The 25,301-nt window shown below is 58.5% G+C and carries 22 protein-coding genes and 3 tRNA genes; 23 read left to right on the top strand and 2 right to left on the bottom strand.

What is annotated here, in order from left to right; translation table 11 throughout:
* Positions 1 to 65: 65 nt before the first annotated feature.
* The 6 genes from dnaJ to LVD08_RS08920 all read left to right on the top strand — a co-directional run bounded on the left by dnaJ (position 66) and on the right by LVD08_RS08920 (position 7,654).
* Positions 66 to 1,190: a molecular chaperone DnaJ gene (gene dnaJ / locus LVD08_RS08945; protein WP_003221522.1), complete on the top strand. Its 1,125-nt coding sequence runs from the start codon at positions 66 to 68 to the stop codon at positions 1,188 to 1,190.
* A gap of 9 nt (positions 1,191 to 1,199) precedes the next feature.
* The gene (gene dapB, locus LVD08_RS08940) at positions 1,200 to 2,006 is read left to right on the top strand and encodes a 4-hydroxy-tetrahydrodipicolinate reductase (RefSeq protein WP_247267939.1); all 807 of its coding nucleotides are present in this window, start codon (positions 1,200 to 1,202) and stop codon (positions 2,004 to 2,006) included.
* 257 nt (positions 2,007 to 2,263) lie between these two features.
* Entirely contained in the window at positions 2,264 to 3,400 is a 1,137-nt protein-coding gene (carA, locus tag LVD08_RS08935; RefSeq protein ID WP_123587303.1) for a glutamine-hydrolyzing carbamoyl-phosphate synthase small subunit, read from the top strand.
* Between the two features lie 126 nt (positions 3,401 to 3,526).
* Complete coding sequence (gene carB / locus LVD08_RS08930; protein ID WP_007961429.1) at positions 3,527 to 6,748, top strand: carbamoyl-phosphate synthase large subunit; 3,222 nt, start codon at positions 3,527 to 3,529, stop codon at positions 6,746 to 6,748.
* Positions 6,745 to 7,221: a transcription elongation factor GreA gene (greA, locus tag LVD08_RS08925; protein WP_003221530.1), complete on the top strand. Its 477-nt coding sequence runs from the start codon at positions 6,745 to 6,747 to the stop codon at positions 7,219 to 7,221. Before carB ends, greA begins: the two co-directional genes overlap by 4 nt.
* A 28-nt stretch (positions 7,222 to 7,249) precedes the next feature.
* Entirely contained in the window at positions 7,250 to 7,654 is a 405-nt protein-coding gene (locus tag LVD08_RS08920; protein ID WP_247267938.1) for an MFS transporter, read from the top strand.
* 9 nt (positions 7,655 to 7,663) lie between these two features.
* On the opposite strand, the gene LVD08_RS08915 is transcribed toward LVD08_RS08920, so the two are convergent.
* Positions 7,664 to 7,972 (bottom strand): YhbY family RNA-binding protein, encoded by a 309-nt coding sequence (locus LVD08_RS08915; RefSeq protein ID WP_003221534.1) that lies wholly within the window; start codon positions 7,970 to 7,972, stop codon positions 7,664 to 7,666.
* A 101-nt stretch (positions 7,973 to 8,073) separates the two neighbouring features.
* On the opposite strand from LVD08_RS08915, the gene rlmE reads away from it, so the two are divergent.
* The 17 genes from rlmE to LVD08_RS08830 all read left to right on the top strand — a co-directional run bounded on the left by rlmE (position 8,074) and on the right by LVD08_RS08830 (position 24,093).
* Complete coding sequence (gene rlmE, locus LVD08_RS08910) at positions 8,074 to 8,703, top strand: 23S rRNA (uridine(2552)-2'-O)-methyltransferase RlmE (protein ID WP_247267937.1); 630 nt, start codon at positions 8,074 to 8,076, stop codon at positions 8,701 to 8,703.
* Between the two features lie 202 nt (positions 8,704 to 8,905).
* A complete protein-coding gene (gene ftsH, locus LVD08_RS08905) occupies positions 8,906 to 10,813 on the top strand; it encodes an ATP-dependent zinc metalloprotease FtsH (protein ID WP_247267936.1) in 1,908 nt (635 codons plus the stop codon).
* A gap of 8 nt (positions 10,814 to 10,821) precedes the next feature.
* A complete protein-coding gene (folP, locus tag LVD08_RS08900; RefSeq protein WP_247267935.1) occupies positions 10,822 to 11,673 on the top strand; it encodes a dihydropteroate synthase in 852 nt (283 codons plus the stop codon).
* A 16-nt stretch (positions 11,674 to 11,689) separates the two neighbouring features.
* Positions 11,690 to 13,027 carry a phosphoglucosamine mutase gene (gene glmM / locus LVD08_RS08895; RefSeq protein WP_027610781.1) on the top strand — a complete coding sequence of 446 codons (1,338 nt, stop codon included), beginning with the start codon at positions 11,690 to 11,692 and terminating at the stop codon, positions 13,025 to 13,027.
* 65 nt (positions 13,028 to 13,092) lie between these two features.
* Entirely contained in the window at positions 13,093 to 13,848 is a 756-nt protein-coding gene (gene tpiA, locus LVD08_RS08890; RefSeq protein WP_008088336.1) for a triose-phosphate isomerase, read from the top strand.
* Between the two features lie 4 nt (positions 13,849 to 13,852).
* On the top strand, positions 13,853 to 14,239 hold the full coding sequence (gene secG, locus LVD08_RS08885) for a preprotein translocase subunit SecG (RefSeq protein ID WP_027610782.1): 387 nt from the start codon (positions 13,853 to 13,855) through the stop codon (positions 14,237 to 14,239).
* 22 nt (positions 14,240 to 14,261) lie between these two features.
* Positions 14,262 to 14,347 (top strand) — tRNA-Leu (locus LVD08_RS08880).
* Positions 14,348 to 14,444: 97 nt separating this feature from the next.
* Positions 14,445 to 14,521 (top strand) — tRNA-Met (locus tag LVD08_RS08875).
* 138 nt (positions 14,522 to 14,659) lie between these two features.
* Complete coding sequence (gene rimP, locus LVD08_RS08870; protein WP_007915250.1) at positions 14,660 to 15,118, top strand: ribosome maturation factor RimP; 459 nt, start codon at positions 14,660 to 14,662, stop codon at positions 15,116 to 15,118.
* A gap of 47 nt (positions 15,119 to 15,165) precedes the next feature.
* Positions 15,166 to 16,647, top strand: a complete 1,482-nt coding sequence (nusA, locus tag LVD08_RS08865) for a transcription termination factor NusA (RefSeq protein WP_003221546.1) — start codon at positions 15,166 to 15,168, stop codon at positions 16,645 to 16,647.
* A gap of 27 nt (positions 16,648 to 16,674) precedes the next feature.
* Positions 16,675 to 19,194, top strand: a complete 2,520-nt coding sequence (infB, locus tag LVD08_RS08860; protein WP_027610783.1) for a translation initiation factor IF-2 — start codon at positions 16,675 to 16,677, stop codon at positions 19,192 to 19,194.
* A 160-nt stretch (positions 19,195 to 19,354) separates the two neighbouring features.
* A complete protein-coding gene (gene rbfA, locus LVD08_RS08855) occupies positions 19,355 to 19,753 on the top strand; it encodes a 30S ribosome-binding factor RbfA (protein WP_003221549.1) in 399 nt (132 codons plus the stop codon).
* Between the two features lie 4 nt (positions 19,754 to 19,757).
* The gene (gene truB / locus LVD08_RS08850) at positions 19,758 to 20,675 is read left to right on the top strand and encodes a tRNA pseudouridine(55) synthase TruB (protein WP_024011571.1); all 918 of its coding nucleotides are present in this window, start codon (positions 19,758 to 19,760) and stop codon (positions 20,673 to 20,675) included.
* 115 nt (positions 20,676 to 20,790) lie between these two features.
* Entirely contained in the window at positions 20,791 to 21,060 is a 270-nt protein-coding gene (rpsO, locus tag LVD08_RS08845) for a 30S ribosomal protein S15 (protein WP_003221553.1), read from the top strand.
* Positions 21,061 to 21,253: 193 nt separating this feature from the next.
* Entirely contained in the window at positions 21,254 to 23,359 is a 2,106-nt protein-coding gene (pnp, locus tag LVD08_RS08840) for a polyribonucleotide nucleotidyltransferase (protein ID WP_007961443.1), read from the top strand.
* 129 nt (positions 23,360 to 23,488) lie between these two features.
* Positions 23,489 to 23,564, top strand: a tRNA-Thr gene (locus tag LVD08_RS08835).
* Between the two features lie 229 nt (positions 23,565 to 23,793).
* The gene (locus LVD08_RS08830; RefSeq protein ID WP_027610784.1) at positions 23,794 to 24,093 is read left to right on the top strand and encodes a DUF6388 family protein; all 300 of its coding nucleotides are present in this window, start codon (positions 23,794 to 23,796) and stop codon (positions 24,091 to 24,093) included.
* Between the two features lie 51 nt (positions 24,094 to 24,144).
* On the opposite strand, the gene nadC is transcribed toward LVD08_RS08830, so the two are convergent.
* Positions 24,145 to 24,993 carry a carboxylating nicotinate-nucleotide diphosphorylase gene (gene nadC / locus LVD08_RS08825; RefSeq protein ID WP_027610785.1) on the bottom strand — a complete coding sequence of 283 codons (849 nt, stop codon included), beginning with the start codon at positions 24,991 to 24,993 and terminating at the stop codon, positions 24,145 to 24,147.
* Positions 24,994 to 25,301: the final 308 nt, after the last annotated feature.

The raw sequence follows: 25,301 nt of genomic DNA, 5'->3' as shown, positions 1-25,301 counted from the left end.
GGCTCAACGAGTTTGGCCATCCTCAGGAGGGGTTTGCCGAACGTCCTCAAGAGTGCAAAAGACTTATGGCAAAGCGTGACTATTACGAAGTATTGGGTGTAGAGCGTGGTTCAAGCGATGCAGACCTGAAGAAGGCCTATCGTCGTCTGGCGATGAAGCATCACCCGGACCGTAATCCCGATGACAAAGCGTCGGAAGAACTGTTCAAAGAGGCCAACGAGGCCTACGAAGTATTGTCCGATTCGAGCAAGCGCGCGGCGTACGACCAGTACGGTCATGCTGGTGTCGACCCAAGCATGGGTGGCGGTGGCGCCGGTTTCGGCGGGCAGAACTTCTCCGACATCTTTGGCGATGTCTTCAGTGACTTCTTCGGTGGCGGTCGTGGCGGTTCCCGTGGCGGCGCCCAGCGTGGCAGCGATCTGCGCTACACCCTGGAGCTGAATCTGGAAGAAGCGGTGCGCGGCACTACCGTGAATATCCGCGTACCGACACTGGTCAATTGCAAGCCATGCGATGGTTCCGGCGCGAAGAAAGGCTCGTCGCCATCGACCTGCCCGACCTGCGGCGGCATCGGTCAGGTGCGCATGCAGCAGGGCTTCTTCTCGGTGCAGCAGACCTGCCCGCGTTGCCATGGCCAAGGCAAGATCATTTCCGATCCGTGCGATTCCTGCCACGGCGACGGTCGCGTCGAAGAGTACAAAACACTGTCGGTCAAAGTGCCGGCTGGCGTTGATACCGGCGACCGCATTCGTCTGTCCGGCGAAGGCGAGGCGGGCACCCAGGGCGGCCCGACTGGCGACCTGTACGTGGTGATCAACGTGCGCGAGCACGACATCTTCCAGCGCGATGGCAAGCACCTGTTCTGCGAAGTGCCGATCAGCTTTGTTGATGCGGCGCTCGGCGGCGAACTGGAAATCCCGACCCTCGACGGTCGCGTCAAACTGAAAATCCCTGAAGGTACACAGACCGGCAAGCAGTTCCGCGTGCGCGGCAAAGGCGTGGCGCCGGTGCGGGGCGGTGGTGCGGGCGACTTGATGTGCCGTGTAGCGGTGGAGACCCCGGTCAATCTGAATCGTCGTCAGCGCGAATTGCTCGAAGAATTCCGCAGCTCGCTGGCGGATGACAACAGCCACTCGCCAAAAACCACCGGTTGGTTCGATGGTGTGAAGCGCTTCTTCGGCGATCTGTAAGGAGTCGGCATGCGACGTATAGCTGTGATGGGCGCCGCCGGGCGCATGGGCAAGATTCTGGTCGAGGCCGTGCAGCAGCGCGCGCCGCTGACCGGCCTGACCGCGGCGATCGTTCGTCCCGGCAGTACGCTGATCGGGGTGGATGCCGGTGAGCTGGCTTCGCTGGGTCGCATCGGTGTGCCGTTGTCCGGCAATCTCGAATCGGTGGCTGAAGAGTTCGATGTACTGATCGATTTCACCCTGCCGGAAGTGATGCTGAAAAACCTCGCGTTCTGTCGCAAGGCTGGCAAGGCCATGGTCATCGGCACCACCGGGCTCGATGCTGCGCAAAAGCAGCTGCTGGCCGAGGCGGGCAAGGATATTCCGATCGTATTCGCGGCCAACTTCAGCGTCGGGGTCAACCTGTCGTTGAAGCTGCTCGAGATGACCGCCCGGGTGCTGGGCGATGATGCTGACATCGAGATCATCGAGGCGCATCACCGGCACAAGATTGACGCGCCTTCGGGTACTGCCCTGCGCATGGGTGAGGTGATTGCCGATGCGCTGGATCGTGATCTGCAGAAGGTTGCGGTCTATGGCCGTGAAGGCCACACCGGCGCGCGCGAGCGCGAAACGATCGGTTTCGCTACCGTGCGTGGTGGTGATGTGGTCGGCGATCACACCGTGCTGTTCGCCTGTGAGGGCGAGCGCCTGGAGATCACGCACAAGGCTTCCAGTCGCATGACATTCGCCAAGGGTGCTGTGCGTGCGGCGTTGTGGCTGGATGGTCGCGAGCCGGGTCTGTATGACATGCAGGACGTGCTCGAACTGCATTGATTGACTGTATTACCCAGCGTAAACGCCCGGTTTGCGCTGGTTTTTCTGCACCGCGCGACGGCCTGTCGCATTCTCCGGCCTTTTAGGCTCTTTAGCGGTGGACCAAAAAAGCCTTTTTCTGTAAGCTACAGCTTTAGTGTGTCCACTAAAAGCGCGCAGAATAATTCAGTGAAGAAGCGGGGTGACGTGTCCATACGTCACTCCGCTTTTTTACAACCTGCGATTGCCCTTTCATGCGTTATTTACGGGAGGTCTTCTTGACTAAGCCAGCCATACTCGCCCTTGCTGATGGCAGCATTTTTCGCGGCGAAGCCATTGGAGCCGACGGTCAAACCGTTGGTGAGGTGGTGTTCAACACCGCAATGACCGGCTATCAGGAAATCCTTACCGATCCTTCCTACGCCCAGCAGATCGTTACCCTGACTTACCCGCACATCGGCAACACCGGCACCACGCCGGAAGATGCCGAGTCTGACCGCGTATGGTCCGCAGGCCTGGTCATCCGTGACCTTCCGCTGGTAGCGAGCAACTGGCGTAACACGATGTCCCTGTCCGACTACCTGAAAGCCAACAATGTTGTGGCAATCGCTGGTATCGATACTCGTCGCCTGACCCGCATCCTGCGTGAAAAAGGCGCACAGAACGGCTGCATCATGGCCGGCGACAACATCTCCGAAGAAGCTGCAATTGCCGCCGCGCAAGGCTTCCCTGGCCTGAAGGGCATGGATCTGGCGAAAGTCGTCAGCACCAAGGAAAAGTACGAATGGCGCTCGACTGTCTGGGAGCTGAAGACCGACAGCCACGCGACCATCGAAGCGTCCGAGCTGCCGTACCACGTGGTTGCCTACGACTACGGCGTCAAACTGAACATCCTGCGCATGCTGGTCGAGCGCGGCTGCCGCGTGACCGTGGTGCCGGCGCAAACTCCGGCTGCCGATGTGCTGGCACTCAAGCCGGACGGCGTGTTCCTGTCCAACGGCCCTGGTGACCCGGAGCCTTGCGACTACGCGATCAAGGCGATCAAGGAAGTGCTGGAAACCGAAATTCCGGTATTCGGTATCTGCCTCGGTCACCAACTGCTGGCTCTGGCCTCCGGCGCCAAGACCCTGAAAATGGGTCACGGCCACCACGGTGCCAACCACCCGGTACAGGATCTGGACACTGGCGTCGTGATGATCACCAGCCAGAACCACGGTTTCGCGGTTGACGAAGCGACCCTGCCAGCCAACGTGCGTGCGATCCATAAATCGTTGTTCGACGGCACCCTGCAAGGTATCGAACGCACCGACAAGAGCGCGTTCAGCTTCCAGGGCCACCCTGAAGCGAGCCCGGGCCCGAACGATGTGGCACCCCTGTTCGACCGCTTCATCAACGAGATGGCCAAGCGACGCTAAGCGTTCGCCTTGAGACTGTAGCGAGAAGCCCTCGAGGGCGGCCCCGACACCGGTGGCGCCCCTCAGGGCTTCAGAAATCGATCAAGACGGCTTGCCGACTGACCTGCGGATTTGAGTGACAAACCCATGCCAAAACGTACAGACATTAAAAGCATCCTGATTCTCGGCGCTGGCCCGATCGTTATCGGCCAGGCCTGCGAATTCGACTACTCCGGCGCCCAGGCCTGCAAAGCCCTGCGCGAAGAGGGTTACCGCGTCATCCTGGTGAACTCCAACCCGGCCACCATCATGACCGACCCGGACATGGCTGACGCCACGTACATCGAGCCGATCAAGTGGCAGACCGTGGCCAAGATCATCGAAAAAGAGCGTCCGGATGCCGTGCTGCCAACCATGGGCGGCCAGACTGCACTGAACTGCGCCCTGGACCTGGAGCGCGAAGGCGTTCTGGAAAAGTTCGGCGTGGAAATGATCGGCGCCAACGCCGACACCATCGACAAGGCTGAAGACCGTTCGCGTTTCGACAAGGCCATGAAGTCGATCGGCCTGGAATGCCCGCGTTCCGGTATCGCCCACAGCATGGAAGAAGCCAACGCCGTCCTCGAGCGTCTGGGTTTCCCGTGCATCATCCGTCCGTCCTTCACCATGGGCGGCACCGGTGGCGGTATCGCGTACAACCGTGAAGAGTTCGAAGAAATCTGCGCCCGCGGTCTGGACCTGTCGCCGACCAAAGAGCTGCTGATCGACGAGTCGCTGATCGGCTGGAAAGAATATGAAATGGAAGTTGTCCGCGACAAAAAGGACAACTGCATCATCGTCTGCTCGATCGAAAACTTCGACCCGATGGGCGTGCACACCGGTGACTCGATCACTGTGGCTCCGGCACAGACCCTGACCGACAAGGAATACCAGATCCTGCGTAACGCCTCGCTGGCGGTACTGCGCGAGATCGGCGTCGAGACCGGCGGTTCCAACGTGCAGTTCGGCATCTGCCCGGACACCGGCCGCATGGTCGTGATCGAGATGAACCCGCGTGTATCGCGTTCCTCGGCACTGGCTTCGAAAGCCACCGGTTTCCCGATCGCCAAAGTCGCGGCCAAGCTGGCTGTGGGCTACACCCTCGACGAACTGTCGAACGACATCACCGGCGGCAAGACCCCGGCGTCCTTCGAACCGTCGATCGACTACGTCGTCACCAAGCTGCCACGTTTCGCTTTCGAGAAATTCGCCAACGCTGACGCACGCCTGACCACTCAAATGAAGTCGGTCGGCGAAGTCATGGCCATCGGCCGCACCTTCCAGGAATCCCTGCAGAAAGCCCTGCGCGGTCTGGAAGTCGGTGTTTGCGGTCTGGACGAGAAGCTCGACCTGAGCAATCCGGAAAGCATGAGCATCCTCAAGCGCGAGCTGACCGTACCGGGCGCCGAGCGTATCTGGTACGTGGCGGACGCCTTCCGCGCCGGCATGACCGTCGAAGACATCTTCGGCATGAACATGATCGACCCGTGGTTCCTGGTGCAGATCGAAGATCTGATCAAGGACGAAGAGAAGGTCAAGACCCTCGGTCTGTCCGCCATCGACCGCGACCTGATGTTCAAGCTCAAGCGCAAAGGCTTCTCCGATCAGCGTCTGGCCAAGCTGCTGGGTGTGACCGAGAAGAACCTGCGTACTCACCGTCAAAAACTGGAAGTGTTCCCGGTCTACAAGCGCGTTGACACCTGCGCTGCCGAGTTCGCCACCGACACCGCGTACCTCTACTCGACGTACGAGGAAGAGTGCGAAGCCGCGCCGTCCGGTCGCGACAAGATCATGATTCTGGGTGGCGGTCCGAACCGTATCGGCCAGGGCATCGAGTTCGACTACTGCTGCGTACACGCCGCCCTCGCACTGCGCGAAGACGGCTACGAAACCATCATGGTCAACTGCAACCCGGAAACCGTTTCCACCGACTACGACACTTCCGACCGTCTGTACTTCGAGCCGGTAACCCTGGAAGACGTGCTGGAAATCTGCCGCGTCGAGAAGCCGAAAGGCGTAATCGTCCAGTACGGGGGCCAGACGCCGCTGAAACTGGCGCGTGCCCTCGAAGCCGCTGGCGTGCCGATCATCGGTACCAGCCCTGATGCCATCGACCGTGCCGAAGACCGTGAGCGCTTCCAGCAAATGGTTGAGCGCCTGAACCTGCGTCAGCCGCCAAACGCCACCGTGCGCAGCGAAGATGAAGCCGTTCGTGCTGCCGCGAAAATCGGTTATCCGCTGGTGGTGCGCCCGTCCTACGTACTGGGCGGCCGCGCGATGGAAATCGTGTACAAGGAAGACGAGCTCAAGCGTTACCTGCGTGATGCGGTGCAAGTCTCCAACGACAGCCCGGTGCTGCTCGACCACTTCCTCAACTGCGCCATCGAGATGGACGTGGATGCGGTCTGCGACGGCAAAGACGTGGTGATCGGCGCGATCATGCAGCACATCGAACAGGCGGGCGTTCACTCCGGTGACTCCGCGTGCTCGCTGCCGCCGTACTCGCTGCCGGCACACATCCAGGACGAGATGCGCGAACAGGTCAAGAAAATGGCCCTGGAACTGGGCGTTGTCGGCCTGATGAACGTGCAACTGGCGCTGCAGGGCGAAGACATCTACGTCATCGAAGTCAACCCGCGCGCTTCGCGGACCGTACCGTTCGTGTCCAAGTGCATCGGTGTCTCCCTGGCAATGATCGCGGCTCGCGTCATGGCCGGTAAGACTCTGAAGGAAATCGGCTTCACCAAGGAAATCATCCCGAACTTCTACAGCGTGAAAGAGGCGGTGTTCCCGTTCGCCAAATTCCCTGGTGTTGACCCGATCCTCGGCCCAGAGATGAAGTCCACCGGTGAAGTGATGGGCGTCGGCGACACCTTCGGTGAAGCATTCGCCAAGGCCCAGATGGGCGCCAGCGAAGTGCTGCCGACCGGCGGTACCGCGTTCATCAGCGTGCGTGACGATGACAAGCCGCTGGTTGCAGGCGTGGCCCGTGATCTGATCAACTTGGGCTTCGAAGTGGTCGCCACTGCCGGCACTGCCAAGCTGATCGAAGCTGCAGGCCTGAAAGTGCGCCGCGTGAACAAGGTGACCGAGGGGCGTCCGCACGTGGTCGACATGATCAAGAATGACGAAGTCACTCTGATCATCAACACCACCGAAGGCCGTCAGTCGATCGCTGATTCCTACTCCATTCGTCGTAATGCCCTGCAGCACAAGATCTACTGCACCACCACCATTGCTGCGGGCGAAGCTATCTGCGAAGCGCTGAAGTTCGGTCCCGAGAAGACCGTGCGCCGCTTGCAGGATCTACACGCAGGATTGAAGGCATGATCAAATACCCAATGACCGTCCAGGGCGCGAAAGCCCTGGAAGAAGAACACGCTCACCTGACCAAGGTCGTTCGTCCAAAGCTCAGCCAGGACATCGGTACCGCTCGCGAGTTGGGTGACCTGAAGGAAAACGCTGAATACCATGCCGCCCGCGAACAGCAAGGCATGGTCGAGGCGCGGATCCGTGACATCGAAGGCCGGATTCAGAACCAGGTCATCATCGACGTCACGACTATCCCGCACACCGGCAAAGTGATCTTCGGTACTACCGTCGAAATCGCCAACGTCGAGACTGATGAGAGCGTCACTTACCACATCGTGGGTGAGGATGAGGCTGACTTCAAACTCGGCAAGATTTCGGTCGGCTCACCATTGGCCCGTGCCTTGATCGGCAAGGAAGAGGGTGATGTGGTTGCCGTGAAAACGCCGAGTGGCGTTATCGAGTACGAGATTGTCGAAGTCCGTCACATCTGAAGGCAGGCGCCCGCTACGTGCGGGTGCCATGCTTTGGCAGCTGACCCAGATGTTGTGGGTCGGCGGCTTCTGGTTGATACATCTCGGTTTGCGACCGGTGTTGGGCAAGATTGGCCTGGCACCGTTGCTGATCGATGAAGTTGCCGATGCATTCGAAGTGCCGGTGGCGGGTTTTGCCGCGGCATGCGTGATTTTTCAGGCTTTGGTGCTGGTACAGGCCGATGGCCTTGCCAGTCTATGGCGGGATTTTCGCGGGCAGGTGTTGCTGATGGCGTTGTATGCGTGTGCGATGTTTATTGCAGTGCGTGTCGGCTGGCCGCAAGCGCAGCGCTGGCAGGAATTCAGTTTTCTGGTGTTGGGCTTCTCCGGTGTGGTGTTGGTGTTGCAACCACTGCCGGGATGGAGTGGCAGGGTGCGCGAAGCACACCCTTGACCCTTGTCATCACTTGAAGCGATGAACGTTCGACAGCTGCTTGTTGACGCTGAAGTTCTTGCGATAAACCAGTGCCATCTTGCCGATGACCTGAACCAGGTCAGCCTTGCCGACCTTGCACAACTCTGCAATGTGCGCCAGGCGCGACTCGCGATCGAGGATGTTGAGCTTGATCTTGATCAGCTCGTGATCCGCCAGTGCGCGTTCGAGTTCGGCTAATACACCTTCAGTCAGACCGTTGTCCGCCACCGTCAAAACCGGCTTCAGGTGGTGGCCAATGGATTTGTACTGTTTCTTCTGCTCTGGAGTGAGCGGCATAATCTGACCCTTTCGTCTGGATTCTGTAAAATGGCGGCCATTTTACCCGAGGGTTCGTGGATCCGCCCAATTAATCACGACCCTAATCATCGAGGTGCCCAATGGCGCGTTCCAAGACAAGCCTTGGTTGGCTGAAACGACATGTCAACGATCCTTATGTGAAGCAGGCGCAGAAGGATGGCTACCGTTCGCGTGCAAGTTACAAGCTTCTGGAGATCCAGGAGAAATACAAGCTGATCCGTTCCGGCATGAGCGTTGTCGACCTGGGCGCAGCGCCCGGCGGCTGGTCGCAGGTCACCAGCCGGCTGATTGGCGGTCAGGGGCGTCTGATCGCTTCGGACATTCTGGAAATGGACAGCATTCCGGACGTGACCTTCATTCATGGTGACTTCACCGAAGACGAAGTGCTTGCGCGGATTCTTGAGGCTGTGGGTAATTCGCAGGTGGACCTTGTGATTTCCGATATGGCCCCCAATATGAGTGGTACGCCTGAAGTGGATATGCCGAAAGCCATGTTCCTTTGCGAACTGGCGCTTGATCTGGCGGAACGGATACTCAAGCCGGGTGGCAATTTCGTGATCAAGATCTTTCAGGGTGAAGGTTTCGATGTTTACCTGAAGGATGCTCGCAAGAAATTCGACAAGATCCAGATGATCAAGCCGGATTCTTCCCGAGGCAGCTCCCGCGAGCAATATATGCTGGCTTGGGGTTACCGCGGTGGTAACGAGTAAAACGAGGTTTTTTGCCGGGGCGATAGGTTTTTCGTATTTTGCCCCGCGTGCATAAGCGAATATTGTGTAGAAAGTGTTTCACAAAGGGTTACAGACGGCGCCTGCCAGAGTTGTAGGTAATGTAGTAAGTTAGGCCGGTGAATATCATGCGAAGCGCGCGCCAGTAGCGGAGCTTGCTTCAGAGGGTAGTTAATTGAACGATATGGCAAAGAATCTGATCCTGTGGTTGATCATCGCGGCAGTCCTCGTGACGGTGATGAACAACTTCTCCAGCCCTAACGAGCCGCAGACCCTCAACTATTCCGACTTCATCCAGCAGGTCAAGGATGGCAAGGTCGAGCGCGTAGCCGTTGATGGCTATGTGATTACCGGCAAGCGCAACGATGGCGACAGCTTCAAGACCATTCGTCCGGCGATCCAGGACAATGGCCTGATCGGCGACCTAGTCGACAACCACGTTGTGGTCGAAGGCAAGCAGCCTGAACAGCAAAGCATCTGGACTCAACTCCTGGTGGCGAGCTTCCCGATCCTGGTGATCATCGCGGTGTTCATGTTCTTCATGCGCCAGATGCAGGGCGGTGCTGGCGGCAAGGGCGGACCGATGAGCTTCGGCAAGAGCAAGGCACGCCTGCTTTCCGAAGACCAGGTGAAAACCACCTTGGCTGACGTTGCAGGTTGCGACGAAGCCAAGGAAGAGGTCGGCGAACTGGTTGAGTTCCTGCGTGATCCGGGCAAGTTCCAGCGCCTGGGTGGTCGTATTCCTCGCGGCGTATTGATGGTCGGCCCTCCGGGTACCGGTAAAACCTTGCTGGCCAAGGCGATTGCCGGCGAAGCGAAGGTTCCGTTCTTCACTATTTCCGGTTCCGACTTCGTTGAAATGTTCGTGGGTGTTGGTGCAAGCCGCGTTCGCGACATGTTCGAGCAGGCCAAGAAGCATGCGCCGTGCATCATCTTCATCGACGAAATCGACGCCGTCGGTCGCCACCGTGGCGCCGGCATGGGCGGCGGTCACGACGAGCGTGAGCAGACTCTCAACCAGTTGCTGGTAGAGATGGATGGCTTTGAAATGAATGACGGCATCATCGTGATCGCCGCTACCAACCGTCCTGACGTACTCGACCCTGCGCTGCTGCGTCCGGGCCGTTTCGACCGTCAGGTCGTTGTAGGTTTGCCGGATATCCGTGGTCGCGAGCAGATCCTCAAGGTTCACATGCGCAAAGTGCCAATGGGTGACGACGTTGCCCCGGCCGTTATCGCACGTGGTACCCCGGGCTTCTCTGGTGCCGATCTGGCCAACCTGGTCAACGAAGCGTCGCTGTTCGCTGCACGCAGCGGCAAGCGCATCGTCGAAATGAAAGAGTTCGAACTGGCCAAAGACAAGATCATGATGGGCGCCGAGCGCAAATCGATGGTCATGTCCGAGAAAGAGAAGCAGAACACCGCTTATCACGAAGCGGGTCACGCTATTGTCGGTCGCGTCGTACCTGAGCATGATCCGGTCTACAAGGTTTCGATCATTCCACGTGGTCGTGCGCTGGGTGTGACCATGTTCCTGCCGGAAGAAGATCGCTACAGCCTGTCCAAACGTGCGTTGATCAGTCAGATCTGCTCGCTGTACGGTGGCCGTATCGCTGAAGAAATGACCCTTGGTTTCGACGGTGTGACCACCGGCGCTTCCAACGACATCATGCGTGCCAGTCAGATTGCGCGGAACATGGTGACCAAGTGGGGTCTGTCGGAAAAGCTCGGTCCGCTGATGTACGCCGAAGAAGAGGGTGAAGTGTTCCTCGGTCGCGGTGGTGGCGGTCAGAATGCAAGTTTCTCCGGTGAGACTGCCAAGCTGATCGACTCCGAAGTGCGCAGCATCATTGACCAGTGCTACGGCACGGCCAAGCAGATCCTCACGGACAACCGTGACAAGCTGGATGCCATGGCTGATGCGCTGATGAAGTACGAAACCATCGATGCCGAGCAGATCGACGACATCATGGCGGGTCGTACGCCTCGCGAACCGCGTGACTGGACCGGTGGCACGGGTACGCCCCCGCCTCCAGTGATTCAGGATGAGCGCCCGGAAACACCGATCGGCGGTCCGGCTGCTGACTTTTAAGGTTTGAAATGACTTCTGTACAGTCCCTGACCCGGTTGCCTTGCGGCAACCGGGTTCTTGATTTGGCCCAGACGCATGTCATGGGTATTCTCAATGTCACTCCCGATTCCTTTTCCGACGGTGGCCGATACAACCAGCTCGACGTGGCCTTGTGTCACGCTGAGGCCATGGTGGCTGCTGGTGCGACGCTGATCGATGTCGGCGGCGAATCGACCCGGCCTGGCGCTCGAGCGGTTTCGCCGTTGGAAGAGTTGGAGCGCGTAGCTCCGATCGTGGAGTTGATCAATCGCGAGCTGGATGTAGTCATCTCGGTCGATACTTCGACGCCTGCGGTGATGCGTGAAACGGCGCGCCTGGGTGCCGGGTTGATCAATGATGTGCGCTCGCTGCGCCGCGATGGCGCGCTGGATGCCGCAGCCGCGACCGGGTTGCCGGTCTGCCTGATGCATATGCTCGGCGAGCCGGGTGACATGCAGGACAATCCGCACTTTCAGGACGTTACCCGGGAAGTGGGTGAGTTTCTGGCAGAGCGCATGACTCAATGTGCGGCGGCGGGCATTCCTGCCGAACGGATCATTCTTGATCCCGGTTTCGGTTTCGCGAAAACCCTGCAGCACAATCTAAGCTTGTTCAAGCATATGGAAGCCCTGCATGCGCTGGGGCGTCCGCTATTGGTCGGTGTCTCACGCAAAAGCATGATCGGCCACGCATTGAACCGCCCCGTGGGTGAGCGTCTTTATGGTGGTCTGGCTCTCGCAGCACTCGCGTCGGTTAAAGGAGCGCGTATATTGCGCGTCCATGATGTGGCGGAAACGGTAGACGTGGTGCGCATGCTCGCGGCCGTGGAATCAGCCGAATAAGAATGATGGAGCACTTATGAGCAAGAAATACTTTGGTACTGACGGTATTCGTGGTCGTGTCGGTGAATATCCGATCACTCCTGACTTCATGCTTAAGCTCGGCTGGGCGGCGGGTATGGCCTTTCGCAAGATGGGCGCCTGCAAGGTGCTGGTCGGCAAGGACACGCGCATCTCTGGCTACATGTTCGAATCGGCACTTGAAGCAGGCCTGACCTCGGCTGGTGCGGACGTGATGCTGCTCGGTCCGATGCCGACGCCTGCCATTGCTTATCTGGCGCGCACGTTCCAGGCTGAAGCCGGGATCGTGATCAGTGCTTCGCACAATCCGCATGACGATAACGGCATCAAGTTTTTCTCCGGCAAGGGCACAAAGCTGCCTGATGAGCTGGAGCTGATGATCGAAGAGCTGCTCGATACCCCAATGACTGTGGTTGAGTCGAGCAAGATCGGCAAGGTGTCGCGCATCAATGACGCCTCCGGCCGCTACATCGAATTCTGCAAAAGCAGTGTGCCGACCGGTACCAGTTTTTCCGGTTTGAAGATCGTGATCGATTGTGCGCACGGTGCGACCTACAAGGTTGCTCCGAGTGTGTTCCGTGAGCTGGGTGCTGAAGTGGTCGTGCTGTCGGCGCAGCCCAACGGTCTGAACATCAATGACAATTGCGGCTCGACCCATATGGGTCAGCTGCAGGCCGCGGTTCTGGCCGAGCACGCTGATCTGGGCATCGCCTTTGATGGTGACGGTGATCGGGTGTTGATGGTTGATCACACTGGCGCCATCGTTGATGGTGATGAGTTGCTGTTCATCATTGCGCGCGATCTGCACGGGCGGGGCAAATTGCAGGGCGGCGTAGTCGGTACGCTGATGAGCAACCTGGGTCTTGAACTCGCGCTGGCAGAGCTCTCGATACCATTCATTCGTGCCAATGTCGGTGACCGTTATGTGATCGCCGAACTGCTGGAGCGCGACTGGCTGGTAGGCGGTGAAAACTCGGGGCATATCGTCTGCTTCAATCACACCACCACCGGTGATGCGATCATTGCTGCGCTCCAGGTGCTGATGGCACTGAAGGCCCGCAATGAAGGTCTTGCGCAAACGCGTCAGGCCTTGCGCAAGTGTCCTCAGGTGCTGATCAATGTGCGTTTTGGTGGCGGTGAAAGTCCGCTTGAGCATCCGGCGGTCAAGGAAGCCAGTGCGCGTGTCACCCAGGCAATGGCGGGGCGTGGCCGGGTACTTCTGCGCAAGTCCGGTACAGAGCCTTTGGTGCGTGTGATGGTCGAAGGTGAGGATGAAACTCAGGTTCGCAGCTACGCCGAAGAACTGGCAAAACTGGTAAGTGAAGTTTCTGCCTGATTCGGCTTGCCAGCCATGATTGTGTTGGGTAACATCTGCGCCCACTTTGACCGACGAGGTACAGCATGCGTCGCCCTATGGTAGCTGGTAACTGGAAGATGCACGGTACCCGCGCCAGCGTCGCTGAGCTGATCAACGGCCTTCGTCATCTGGCCTTGCCAAGCGGTGTTGATGTCGCGGTATTCCCGCCTTGCTTGCATATCAATCAAGTGATTGATGGCTTGAAAGGCAAATCGATTTCGGTCGGTGCGCAGAATTCTGCGGTGGAATCCATGCAAGGTGCATTGACCGGTGAAATTGCACCGAGTCAGTTGGTGGATGCAGGTTGTTCCCTGGTACTTGTCGGGCACTCCGAACGCCGCCAGATAATGGGCGAGCGAGACGGGATGCTGAATCGCAAGTTCGCAGCGGCACAGGCATGTGGCTTGATTCCGGTGTTGTGTGTAGGGGAAACCCTCGAGCAGCGCGAAGCCGGAAAAACTCTTGAAGTTGTCGGGCGTCAGCTGGGCAGCATCATCGAGGAGCTGGGTGTTGGTGCCTTTGCCAAGGCAGTCATTGCTTACGAGCCTGTCTGGGCCATTGGTACCGGGCTGACTGCAACGCCGCAACAGGCTCAGGATGTGCATAAAGCCATTCGCGAGCAGTTGGCGGCAGAGAATTCTGAAGTCGCACGAGGTGTGCGGCTTCTATACGGCGGCAGCGTGAAGGCGGCCAATGCGGTCGAACTGTTCGGCATGCCGGATATCGATGGGGGGCTCATTGGTGGAGCTTCCCTGAATGCAGATGAGTTCGGTGCGATTTGTCGCGCCGCGGGAAACTGAAAAAATGCTGGAAACAGTCGTAGTCGTTTTTCATCTGCTGGGTGCATTGGGCGTAGTTGCTCTGGTTTTGCTGCAGCAGGGTAAGGGTGCGGACGCTGGCGCGTCTTTCGGAGCAGGTGCTTCAAATACTGTGTTCGGAAGCCAAGGTTCCTCTACCTTTCTTAGTAAGTTTACTGCTATACTTGCCGCCGGTTTCTTCATAACCAGCTTGGGGTTAGGTTACTTTGCTAAAGAGAAGGCTCATCAGCTGACTCAAGCAGGTTTGCCAGATCCAGCAGTGTTGGAAGTACCTAAGCAACAACAACCGGCTTCTGATGATGTCCCGGTGCTTCAAGAGCAAAAGTCGGCTACTCCAGCGACTGATGTACCTCCAGCTCAAGAGCAGAAGTAAGAAGGGTTTCAAACGTAGTTTTGCCGAGGTGGTGGAATTGGTAGACACGCAACCTTGAGGTGGTTGTGCCCATAGGGTGTAGGGGTTCGAGTCCCCTTCTCGGTACCAATTAGTCAGGAGAGCCCGCTGTTGCGGGCTTTCTTGCAGGTGGAAGGTTACATTGACCCTATAAGGGATCGGTCGTATACTTCCGCCCCAGCTTTGTCGCGGGGTGGAGCAGTCTGGTAGCTCGTCGGGCTCATAACCCGAAGGTCGTCGGTTCAAATCCGGCCCCCGCAACCAGTTTAAGGAGCCCCTTTTCAGGGGCTTTTTGTTAGCTGGACACTTTCTGCGCCGCTGTTCGACGGCGTTTCAAGGATGGGCGTTTAGCCCATTTTTTTATTTTGCAGCGCATGCATTTACATGCACGAGGGGGTTCAGGTGTCGAGCAAGCTAGAAGAGTTGCAGGCCTTGTTGGCCCCGGTGGTCGTGGCCCTAGGCTATGAATGCTGGGGTATCGAGTTTTCGGCTCAAGGTCGTCACTCGATGTTGCGCGTTTATATCGATAAAGAGGGTGGCGTGCTGGTGGACGATTGCGCCATTGTCAGCCGTCAGATCAGCGGTGTCCTGGATGTTGAAGATCCGATCTCCGTTGAATACACCCTCGAAGTTTCCTCGCCTGGCATGGAACGCCCACTGTTCACTCTTGAGCAGTTTGCAAAATTTGCCGGTGAACAAGTGAAGATCAAGCTGCGCTCGCCTTTTGAAGGTCGACGCAACTTTCAGGGCCTTCTGCGCGGTGTAGAAGAACAGGATGTCGTGGTGCAGGTAGATGACCATGAATTCCTGTTGCCGATCGATATGATCGACAAGGCCAACATTATTCCCAGTTTTGACTGAGACGCGGATCCCGCGGATCCAATGGCTTGCGAAAGGCGAGGCGTACGATGAGCAAAGAAGTACTGCTGGTTGTTGAGTCGGTATCCAATGAAAAGGGCGTACCGGCAAGCGTGATTTTTGAAGCGCTGGAGCTGGCTCTGGCCACTGCTACCAAAAAGCGTTTTGAAGACGAAGTTGACCTGCGTGTGGAAATTAACCGCCACACCGGTTCCTACGAGACTTTCCGTCGCTGGACAGTCGTCGAAGAGAATGATCTCGACGATCCTGCGATCGAAACCTGGCCAAGCAAGGTTGCCGAAACGCATCCGGGCGCCAAGGTCGGCGACGTCGTCGAAGAAAAGATCGAATCCATCGAGTTCGGCCGCATTGCAGCACAGACCGCCAAACAGGTCATCGTGCAGAAAGTTCGTGAAGCCGAGCGCGCTCAAGTGGTCGACGCCTATCGCGAGCGCCTGGGAGAAATCATCTCCGGCACCGTGAAGAAAGTCACCCGCGACAACGTGATCGTCGATCTGGGCAACAACGCCGAAGCGTTGCTGGCCCGTGAAGACATCATTTCTCGCGAAACCTTCCGTGTCGGTGTGCGTCTGCGTGCACTGCTCAAGGAAATCCGCACCGAGAACCGCGGCCCGCAGCTGATCCTGTCGCGTACCGCGCCGGAAATGCTGATCGAGCTGTTCCGTATCGAAGTGCCGGAAATCGCTGAAGGCCTGATCGAAGTGATGGCGGCGTCCCGTGATCCGGGGTCGCGTGCCAAGATCGCTGTCCGTTCCAAGGACAAACGCATCGACCCGCAGGGCGCGTGCATCGGTATGCGCGGTTCGCGCGTCCAGGCCGTGTCGGGCGAGTTGGGTGGCGAGCGTGTCGATATCGTCCTGTGGGACGATAACCCGGCGCAGTTCGTGATCAATGCCATGTCGCCGGCAGAAGTGGCGGCCATTATCGTTGACGAAGATGCCCATGCAATGGACATCGCCGTTGGCGCAGACAATCTGGCTCAGGCCATCGGTCGAGGTGGTCAGAACGTGCGTCTGGCGAGCCAGTTGACTGGCTGGACCCTGAACGTGATGACCGAATCGGACATCCAGGCTAAGCAGCAAGCAGAAACCGGCGACATCCTGCGCAACTTCATCGACGAGCTGGAAGTCGACGAAGAACTGGCTCAGGTGCTGGTAGATGAAGGCTTCACCAGCCTGGAAGAGATTGCCTACGTACCGTTGGAAGAAATGCTCAACATCGACGGCTTTGACGAAGATATCGTCAACGAGCTTCGCGCTCGTGCCAAGGATCGTTTGTTGACCAAAGCCATCGCTACTGAGGAAAAGCTGGCAGACGCCCATCCGGCCGAAGACCTGCTCTCGCTTGAGGGTATGGACAAGGATTTGGCGATGGAACTGGCGGTGCGCGGCGTAATTACCCGCGAAGACCTGGCCGAGCAGTCTATTGACGACCTGCTCGACATCGACGGCATTGACGATGATCGTGCCGGCAAGTTGATCATGGCCGCCCGAGCCCACTGGTTCGAGTAATTAGGCGCGGCCTGAGGAGAGAAGTGCATGACGCAAGTCACGGTGAAACAACTGGCCGATGAGGTCAAAACACCGGTAGAGCGCCTGTTGCAGCAGATGCGTGAGGCAGGTCTGCCGCACACCGCCGCCGAAGAAAATGTGACTGACAGTGAGAAGCAATCCCTGCTGACTCACTTGAAGAGCAGCCACAAGGCGAAAGTGGAAGAACCACGCAAGATCACGCTGCAGCGTAAAACCACCAGCACCCTGCGTGTGGCTGGTAGCAAGAGCATCAGCGTTGAAGTTCGCAAGAAGAAAGTTTTCGTACAGCGTAGCCCGGAAGAAATCGAAGCCGAGCGCAAGCGTGAACTGGAAGAGCGTCGCGCAGTAGAAAATGCTGCTCGTCAGAAGGCTGAAGAAGAAGCCAAGCAGCGCGCTGAAGAAGAAGCGCGTCGCCAGCCTGCTGCTGCGCCGTCCGCTCCTGCCGAAGCTGTTGCAGCACCTGCGCCAGTCGCTGAACCAGTGCGCGACGCCGCGCCGGTTGCTGCTGCGCCGGCTGCCGACACTCGCAAGCGTGACGAACAGCGCCGTCCGGACAAGCCACGTGCCGACGATAACAATCGTCGCGGCGGTGGTGGCGATGGCGAGCGCAAAAACGCTCCGCATCGCGCATCGGTCAAAGAAAAAGCGCCGGCTCCACGTGTGGCGCCACGCACTACCGACGAAGAAAGCGATGGCTTCCGTCGTGGTGGTCGCGGCAAGGCCAAGCTGAAAAAACGCAACGCTCACGGTTTCCAGAACCCTACCGGTCCTGTCGTGCGTGAAGTGAAGATCGGCGAGACCATCACTGTTGGCGATCTCGCTCAGCAGATGTCGGTCAAGGCTGCTGAAATCATCAAGTTCATGTTCAAACTGGGCACTCCAGCGACCATCAACCAGGTACTCGATCAGGAAACTGCTCAACTGGTAGCTGAAGAGCTGGGCCACAAAGTGACCCTGGTCAGCGACACCGCCCTGGAAGATTCCTTGGCCGAGTCCCTGAAGTTTGAAGGTGAGGCAGTTTCCCGTGCGCCAGTCGTGACCGTAATGGGCCACGTTGACCACGGTAAGACTTCCCTGCTCGACTACATCCGTCGTGCCAAGGTAGCAGCGGGCGAAGCCGGCGGCATTACCCAGCACATCGGTGCGTACCACGTTGAAACCGACCGCGGCATGGTGACGTTCCTCGACACCCCGGGTCACGCTGCGTTTACCGCAATGCGTGCCCGTGGTGCCAAGGCGACCGACATCGTGATCCTGGTGGTTGCGGCGGACGACGGCGTGATGCCGCAAACCATCGAGGCTGTTCAGCACGCTCAGGCGGCTGGCGTTCCTCTGGTGGTTGCGGTGAACAAGATCGACAAGCCGGGTGCCGACCTCGATCGCATCCGCAGCGAACTGTCGGTTCACGGCGTGACCTCCGAAGACTGGGGTGGCGACACTCCATTCGTACCGGTCTCGGCGAAAATGGGTACCGGCGTTGACGAGCTGCTCGAAGCGGTTCTGCTGCAGGCCGAAGTACTCGAACTGACCGCCACGCCATCGGCTCCTGGCCGTGGCGTAGTCGTCGAATCGCGTCTGGACAAGGGCCGTGGCCCGGTAGCCACTGTTCTGGTTCAGGACGGTACGCTGCGTCAAGGCGACATGGTGCTGGTCGGCTCGAACTATGGCCGCGTGCGCGCCATGCTCGACGAGAACGGCAAGCCGATCAAGGAAGCAGGTCCGGCCATTCCGGTCGAGATCCTGGGTCTTGACGGTACGCCGGACGCTGGCGACGAGATGAGCGTGGTTGCCGACGAGAAGAAAGCCCGTGAAGTGGCTCTGTTCCGTCAAGGCAAGTTCCGCGAAGTCAAACTGGCTCGCGCTCACGCCGGCAAGCTGGAAAACATCTTCGAAAACATGGGCCAGGAAGAGAAGAAGACGCTCAACATCGTCCTCAAATCCGACGTCCGTGGTTCGCTGGAAGCTTTGCAGGGCGCTCTGAACGGCCTGGGCAACGACGAAGTGCAAGTGCGCGTAGTCGGTGGCGGTGTCGGTGGTATCACCGAATCCGACGCCAACCTGGCACTGGCTTCCAACGCTGTACTGTTCGGCTTCAACGTGCGTGCCGATGCTGGTGCACGGAAGATCGTCGAGCAGGAAGGTCTGGACATGCGTTACTACAACGTGATCTACGACATCATCGAAGACGTCAAGAAAGCCCTGACCGGCATGCTCGGCAGCGATGTTCGCGAGAACATCCTGGGTGTGGCCGAAGTGCGTGATGTGTTCCGTTCGCCGAAGTTTGGCGCGATCGCCGGTTGCATGGTGATCGAAGGTGTTGTTCACCGTAACCGTCCGATCCGTGTACTGCGTGAAGACATCGTTATCTTCGAAGGCGAGCTGGAATCCCTGCGCCGCTTCAAGGATGACGCTTCCGAAGTACGTGCCGGCATGGAATGCGGTATCGGCGTGAAGAGCTACAACGACGTCAAAGTCGGTGACAAGATCGAAGTCTTCGAGAAGGTTCAGGTTGCTCGCAGCCTCTGACTCGCGCACTTCAAGGGCCACGCCGAGCCGCCGCATGCAGATGCGCGCCACGGCGTCAGGACTCTAAACGCAACGCCCGGTCTGGCTTTTGTCAGGCCGGGCGTTTGCCGCTTTCAGACCTTGCGGGTTTCACCGTGGGGCAGTAACAGGTAACAAAATCATGGCAAAAGAATACAGCCGTACCCAACGTATCGGCGATCAGATGCAGCGTGAGCTGGCCCAGCTGATCCGTCGTGAAGTCAAAGACCCGCGCGTCGGCCTGGTCACCATTACCGCTGTGGAAGTCAGCCGTGACGTCGGTCACGCGAAGATCTTCATCACCGTGATGGGGCAGGACAACGCCGAAGACATCGCGCAAAGCATCAAGGTGCTCAACGCTGCCGCAGGTTTCCTGCGCATGCAGCTGGCCCGTGAAATGAAGCTGCGCAGCGTGCCGCAATTGCACTTCCACTACGACGAAAGCGTCGTGCGTGGCGCGCACCTGTCGGCCCTGATCGAGCGCGCCGTGGCTGAGGACAATCAGCACCTGGCCGCTGCACCTGAAGACACCAAGGAGTAATTCGGTGGCTCAGGTCAAACGTATCCGTCGTAACGTCAGCGGTATCATCCTGCTCGACAAGCCGCTGGGGTTCACCTCCAACGCCGCGTTGCAGAAGGTTCGCTGGTTGCTCAACGCCGAGAAGGCCGGTCACACCGGCAGTCTCGACCCGCTGGCCACCGGTGTATTGCCGCTGTGCTTTGGCGAGGCAACGAAGTTCTCGCAGTACCTGCTCGATTCCGACAAGGGTTACGAAACCCTGGCGCAACTGGGCAAGACCACTACCACGGCTGACGCCGAGGGTGAGGTTTTGCAGGAGCGTCCGGTGACCGTTGGTCGCGCCGATGTCGAAGCGGTTCTGCCGAAATTTCGTGGGCAAATCAGTCAGATACCGCCGATGTACTCGGCACTCAAGCGTGACGGTCAGCCGCTGTACAAGCTTGCCCGTGCAGGCGAAGTAGTGGAGCGCGAACCGCGTTCTGTTACTATTGCGCGCTTGGAATTGCTGGCCTTCGAAGGCGATACTGCGCGTCTTGCGGTGGATTGCAGCAAGGGCACCTATATCCGCACCCTGGTGGAGGATATCGGTGAGCAACTCGGTTGTGGTGCGTACGTCGCGGAACTGCGTCGTACCCAGGCCGGGCCTTTCACCCTGGCGCAGACCGTGACCCTCGAAGAGCTGGAAGCGGTACATGCCGAAGGCGGCAACGAAGCGGTCGACCGCTTCCTGATGCCATCGGACAGCGGCCTGCAGGATTGGCCGCTGCTGCACTTCTCCGAAGCGAGTGCGTTCTACTGGCTCAACGGCCAGCCGGTACGTGCCCCGGATGCTCCGAAGTTCGGCATGGTACGGGTACAGGATCACAATGGTCGCTTCATCGGTATCGGTGAAGTGAGCGAAGACGGGCGCATCGCGCCGCGTCGACTGATTCGGTCAGAATGACCGAACGAGTGTGGCTGTTAACAGGCACGGTCACTACTCATTTATAGATACAGGGATTTGTCCCTGGCCTGTTGAAACTGTTTTTGAAACAGTTTCCTGATAAAAGGATTGCCTCATGGCTCTCGACGTTCAAGAAAAAGCTCAAATCGTTGCCGACTACCAGCAAGCTGTTGGTGATACTGGTTCGCCAGAAGTGCAAGTTGCACTGCTGACCGCCAACATCAACAAACTGCAAGGTCACTTCAAGGCCAACGGTAAAGACCACCACTCCCGTCGTGGTCTGATCCGCATGGTAAACCAGCGTCGCAAGCTGCTGGACTACCTGAAAGGCAAAGATCTGAGCCGTTACAGCGCTCTGATCGGCCGCCTGGGTCTGCGTCGCTAATCAGCGATTGCGCTATGAGGTTGGTTGTCTGTCAGGCATCAGCGGTTTTCCGCTGGTGGCTGGCAGGCTCCCAGCCTCAAGTTTTATCTGCACTACCGTTTTACCCGGACAGTCAGCGGGCCGATTCCCGACATTGCCCAAGAATTTCGCAAGAAACCAGTTCCCCCAAGAGCCACAAAGAAGGTAGGACACCGTGAACCCGGTAATCAAAAAATTCCAGTTCGGTCAGTCGACCGTTACCCTCGAGACTGGCCGTATCGCCCGTCAGGCCTCCGGCGCAGTATTGGTCACCGTTGACGACGACGTCAGCGTATTGGTGACCGTAGTCGGTGCCAAGCAAGCCGATCCAGGCAAGGGCTTCTTCCCTCTGTCCGTTCACTACCAGGAAAAGACTTACGCTGCCGGTAAGATCCCTGGCGGTTTCTTCAAGCGTGAAGGCCGTCCTTCCGAGAAAGAAACCCTGACTTCCCGACTGATCGACCGTCCGATCCGTCCGCTGTTCCCGGAAGGCTTCATGAACGAAGTGCAGGTTGTCTGCACCGTCGTTTCCACCAGCAAGAAGACCGATCCGGACATCGCTGCGATGATCGGTACCTCGGCTGCCCTGGCCATCTCGGGCATTCCGTTCGACGGCCCGATCGGCGCCGCTCGCGTCGCTTTCCACGAAAGCACCGGCTACCTGCTGAACCCGACCTACGAGCAGCAAGCTGCTTCGAGCCTGGACATGGTCGTTGCCGGCACCTCCGACGCCGTACTGATGGTTGAATCGGAAGCCAAAGAGCTGACCGAAGACCAGATGCTGGGCGCGGTACTGTTTGCTCACGACGAGTTCCAGGTGGTGATCAACGCCGTCAAAGAACTGGCCGCTGAAGCTGCCAAGCCAACCTGGACCTGGGCTCCTGCTCCAGAAGCCACCGAACTGCTGGGCGCGATCCGTGCCGAGTTCGGCGAAGCGATCTCCCAGGCTTACACCATCACCGTCAAGGCTGACCGCTACGCACGTCTGGGCGAGCTGAAAGACCAGGTCGTTGCCAAGCTGTCCGGCGAAGAAGGCCAGCCTTCTGCTGCTGACGTCAAAGCCGCTTTCGGCGAAATCGAATACCGCACCGTTCGCGAAAACATCGTTAACGGCAAGCCACGTATCGACGGCCGCGACACCCGCACCGTACGTCCGCTGAACATCGAAGTCGGCGTTCTGCCTAAGACTCACGGTTCGGCGCTGTTCACCCGTGGCGAAACCCAGGCTCTGGTAGTCGCGACGCTGGGTACTGCCCGCGACGCACAGCTGCTGGACACCCTGGAAGGCGAGAAAAAAGACCCGTTCATGCTGCACTACAACTTCCCTCCGTTCTCGGTGGGCGAGTGTGGTCGCATGGGTGGCGCTGGTCGTCGTGAAATCGGTCACGGCCGTCTGGCCCGTCGTTCGGTTTCGGCCATGCTGCCAGCCGCTGACGTGTTCCCGTACACCATCCGTGTGGTTTCGGAAATCACCGAATCCAACGGTTCGAGCTCGATGGCTTCCGTTTGCGGCGCTTCCCTGGCCCTGATGGACGCTGGTGTGCCAATGAAGGCTCCGGTTGCCGGTATCGCCATGGGTCTGGTTAAAGAAGGCGAGAAGTTCGCCGTCCTGACCGACATCCTGGGTGACGAAGACCACCTGGGCGACATGGACTTCAAAGTAGCCGGTACCGCCAAAGGCGTTACTGCGCTGCAGATGGACATCAAGATCAAGGGCATCACCGAAGAGATCATGGAAATCGCTCTGGGCCAAGCCCTGGAAGCGCGCCTGAACATCCTCGGCCAGATGAACCAGATCATCGGCCAGTCGCGTACCGAACTGTCGGCCAACGCTCCGACCATGATCGCGATGAAGATCGACACCGACAAGATCCGTGACGTTATCGGTAAAGGTGGCGCGACCATCCGTGCGATCTGCGAAGAAACCAAGGCTTCGATCGACATCGAAGACGACGGTTCGATCAAGATCTTCGGCGAAACCAAGGATGCCGCAGAGGCTGCTCGTCAGCGCGTTCTGAGCATCACTGCAGAAGCCGAGATCGGCAAGATCTACGTCGGCAAGGTTGAACGCATCGTCGACTTCGGCGCATTCGTCAACATCCTGCCGGGCAAGGACGGTCTGGTGCACATCTCGATGCTGAGCGACGCTCGCGTAGAGAAAGTCACCGACATCCTGAAAGAAGGCCAGGAAGTGGAAGTGCTGGTACTGGACGTGGACAACCGCGGCCGTATCAAGCTGTCCATCAAAGACGTGGCAGCGGCCAAGGCTTCGGGCGTTTAATCAGCCCACAGCTTTAGCGCAATGAAAATGCCCCGCCGTGAAAACGGCGGGGCATTTTTTTGTCTGCGAAATACCGGGACAGGCTTTGAAGTTGCCGGACTTCAAGACCGGTGCTAGGTTTAGCCCACCGCCCGTGTAGCTCAGCCGGTAGAGCAGCGCACTCGTAACGCGAAGGTCGCAGGTTCGATTCCTGTCTCGGGCACCATCCCCTCGCGCAATCCCGCGATTTATATCTCCCAGGTCAAAGTTTTTGTGCGAGAGATGTAAAGAGCCGTGTAATTCGTCATGCAAACGTCCTATATTCGGTGCCTGCATGAGCATCGCTTAGCAGTTTTCAGATGATCCCGAATGGTTCCGAAGGCCGGACAATCCGCGTCAGAGAGATCCTTGATGATCCAGATCCATCCTCCATTCTTACGATCAGCGAGAACGCCATGACCGAATTAACTCAAGAGCAACGTCACGCACTAGCGCTGGAAAAATACATTCAGGACGTCCCGGACCTGAAAGAAGAGATCAAGGACCTGAGTCCTGATGATCAGAAAGACCAGATCCAGTGGGCATTCGAGGACGAAGCCGAAGCCCAGGGCTTGCAGCCGTGGGAGCTGACGCTCAAGTACACCAGCACCCCTGAAGAGTTTGAGGCCAAGCGCCTGGAGCTGCACAAGGAGGCGGCCGAGGTGTTGGGCGTCGAGTGGGACGAGTACTGCGAGATGAACAATCTGGTGGTCTGAAACAAAAACGCCAGCCTCAACCGGGCTGGCGTTTTTTATTGCGTGACAGCCTCAGAGGCTCAGACGCATCGACAGGTCCACCGCCTTCACGTCCTTGGTCATCGCACCGATCGAGATGTAGTCCACCCCGGTCTCAGCGATCGGCAGCAGTGTGCTTTCATTGATACCGCCGCTGGCCTCGAGTTTGGCCTTGCCGCCGTTCAGGCGCACGGCTTCGCGCATGTCATCCAGGCTCAGTTCGTCGAGCATGATGATGTCGGCGCCGGCAGTCAGCGCTTCCTTCAGCTCTTCCAGACTTTCCACTTCGACTTCCACCGGTTTGCCCGGCGCGATCTTGTGCGCGGCGGCGATGGCCTGCGCGATGCCACCGCTGGCGGCGATGTGGTTTTCCTTGATCAGGAACGCGTCGTAAAGGCCGATGCGGTGGTTGTGGCAACCACCGCAGGTCACCGCGTATTTCTGCGCCAGACGCAGGCCCGGCAAGGTCTTGCGGGTATCCAGCAGCTTGACCTGGGTTTGCGCCACGAAGTCCGCCAGGTATTGCGCACGCGTGGCCACGCCGGACAGCAGTTGCAGGAAGTTCAGCGCGCTGCGTTCGCCAGTCAGCAACGAACGGGCCGGGCCCTCCAGATGAAACAACGGCTGGTTGGGTTTGACCCGTTCACCGTCCCGTACCTGCCAGTGCACCGCGACGCGCGGATCGAGCTGGCGAAACACCGTGTCGACCCACGCCGTGCCGCAGATAACCGCCTCGTCGCGAGTGATGATGGTGGCTTTGGCCAGACGTTCGGCCGGGATCAGTTGTGCGGTGATGTCGCCGCTGCCGACATCTTCGAGCAACGCACGGCGCACGTTGGCTTCGATTTCGGCGGTCAGATCGGCGAGACGTAGATTCGGCATAACGGGCTCCACAAACTAAGTGCGCCGATTATAGGGGCATGGCGAGAGCCAACCCAAGGCGAGAACGCGCGTGCCTGACTGCAACTGGTCGATTTCCTGTGAGCAAAGCGCGGTTTTTCGTGGTCACTGGAAGGTGTCGCGGGCATAGGGGAAACCCTGACGGCTATAGCGCCGGGGACAAGTTTTGCAAGATAATCCGCCTTGCATTTGACGTCATGGCTTTGACGCCGATGTGGGAGCGGGCTTGCTCGCGAAAGCGGTTTGTCAGTGACAGTTTTGGCGAACGACACACCGCTTTCGCGAGCAAG

The organism is Pseudomonas sp. YL2, from assembly GCF_023063025.1.
Taxonomy (GTDB): Bacteria; Pseudomonadota; Gammaproteobacteria; order Pseudomonadales; family Pseudomonadaceae; genus Aquipseudomonas; species Aquipseudomonas putida_A.
The sequence above is the reverse complement of the archived record's forward strand: the minus strand, read 5'-3'. Positions and strand labels throughout refer to the sequence as shown.

Coding starts and splice junctions, on each gene's coding strand:
- dnaJ (WP_003221522.1), top strand. CDS start 66: ATGGCAAAGCGTGACTATTACGAAGTATTGGGTGTAGAGCGTGGTTCA.
- dapB (WP_247267939.1), top strand. CDS start 1,200: ATGCGACGTATAGCTGTGATGGGCGCCGCCGGGCGCATGGGCAAGATT.
- carB (WP_007961429.1), top strand. CDS start 3,527: ATGCCAAAACGTACAGACATTAAAAGCATCCTGATTCTCGGCGCTGGC.
- greA (WP_003221530.1), top strand. CDS start 6,745: ATGATCAAATACCCAATGACCGTCCAGGGCGCGAAAGCCCTGGAAGAA.
- LVD08_RS08920 (WP_247267938.1), top strand. CDS start 7,250: ATGCTTTGGCAGCTGACCCAGATGTTGTGGGTCGGCGGCTTCTGGTTG.
- LVD08_RS08915 (WP_003221534.1), bottom strand. CDS start 7,972: ATGCCGCTCACTCCAGAGCAGAAGAAACAGTACAAATCCATTGGCCAC.
- rlmE (WP_247267937.1), top strand. CDS start 8,074: ATGGCGCGTTCCAAGACAAGCCTTGGTTGGCTGAAACGACATGTCAAC.
- ftsH (WP_247267936.1), top strand. CDS start 8,906: ATGGCAAAGAATCTGATCCTGTGGTTGATCATCGCGGCAGTCCTCGTG.
- folP (WP_247267935.1), top strand. CDS start 10,822: ATGACTTCTGTACAGTCCCTGACCCGGTTGCCTTGCGGCAACCGGGTT.
- glmM (WP_027610781.1), top strand. CDS start 11,690: ATGAGCAAGAAATACTTTGGTACTGACGGTATTCGTGGTCGTGTCGGT.
- tpiA (WP_008088336.1), top strand. CDS start 13,093: ATGCGTCGCCCTATGGTAGCTGGTAACTGGAAGATGCACGGTACCCGC.
- secG (WP_027610782.1), top strand. CDS start 13,853: ATGCTGGAAACAGTCGTAGTCGTTTTTCATCTGCTGGGTGCATTGGGC.
- nusA (WP_003221546.1), top strand. CDS start 15,166: ATGAGCAAAGAAGTACTGCTGGTTGTTGAGTCGGTATCCAATGAAAAG.
- infB (WP_027610783.1), top strand. CDS start 16,675: ATGACGCAAGTCACGGTGAAACAACTGGCCGATGAGGTCAAAACACCG.
- rbfA (WP_003221549.1), top strand. CDS start 19,355: ATGGCAAAAGAATACAGCCGTACCCAACGTATCGGCGATCAGATGCAG.
- rpsO (WP_003221553.1), top strand. CDS start 20,791: ATGGCTCTCGACGTTCAAGAAAAAGCTCAAATCGTTGCCGACTACCAG.
- LVD08_RS08830 (WP_027610784.1), top strand. CDS start 23,794: ATGACCGAATTAACTCAAGAGCAACGTCACGCACTAGCGCTGGAAAAA.
- nadC (WP_027610785.1), bottom strand. CDS start 24,993: ATGCCGAATCTACGTCTCGCCGATCTGACCGCCGAAATCGAAGCCAAC.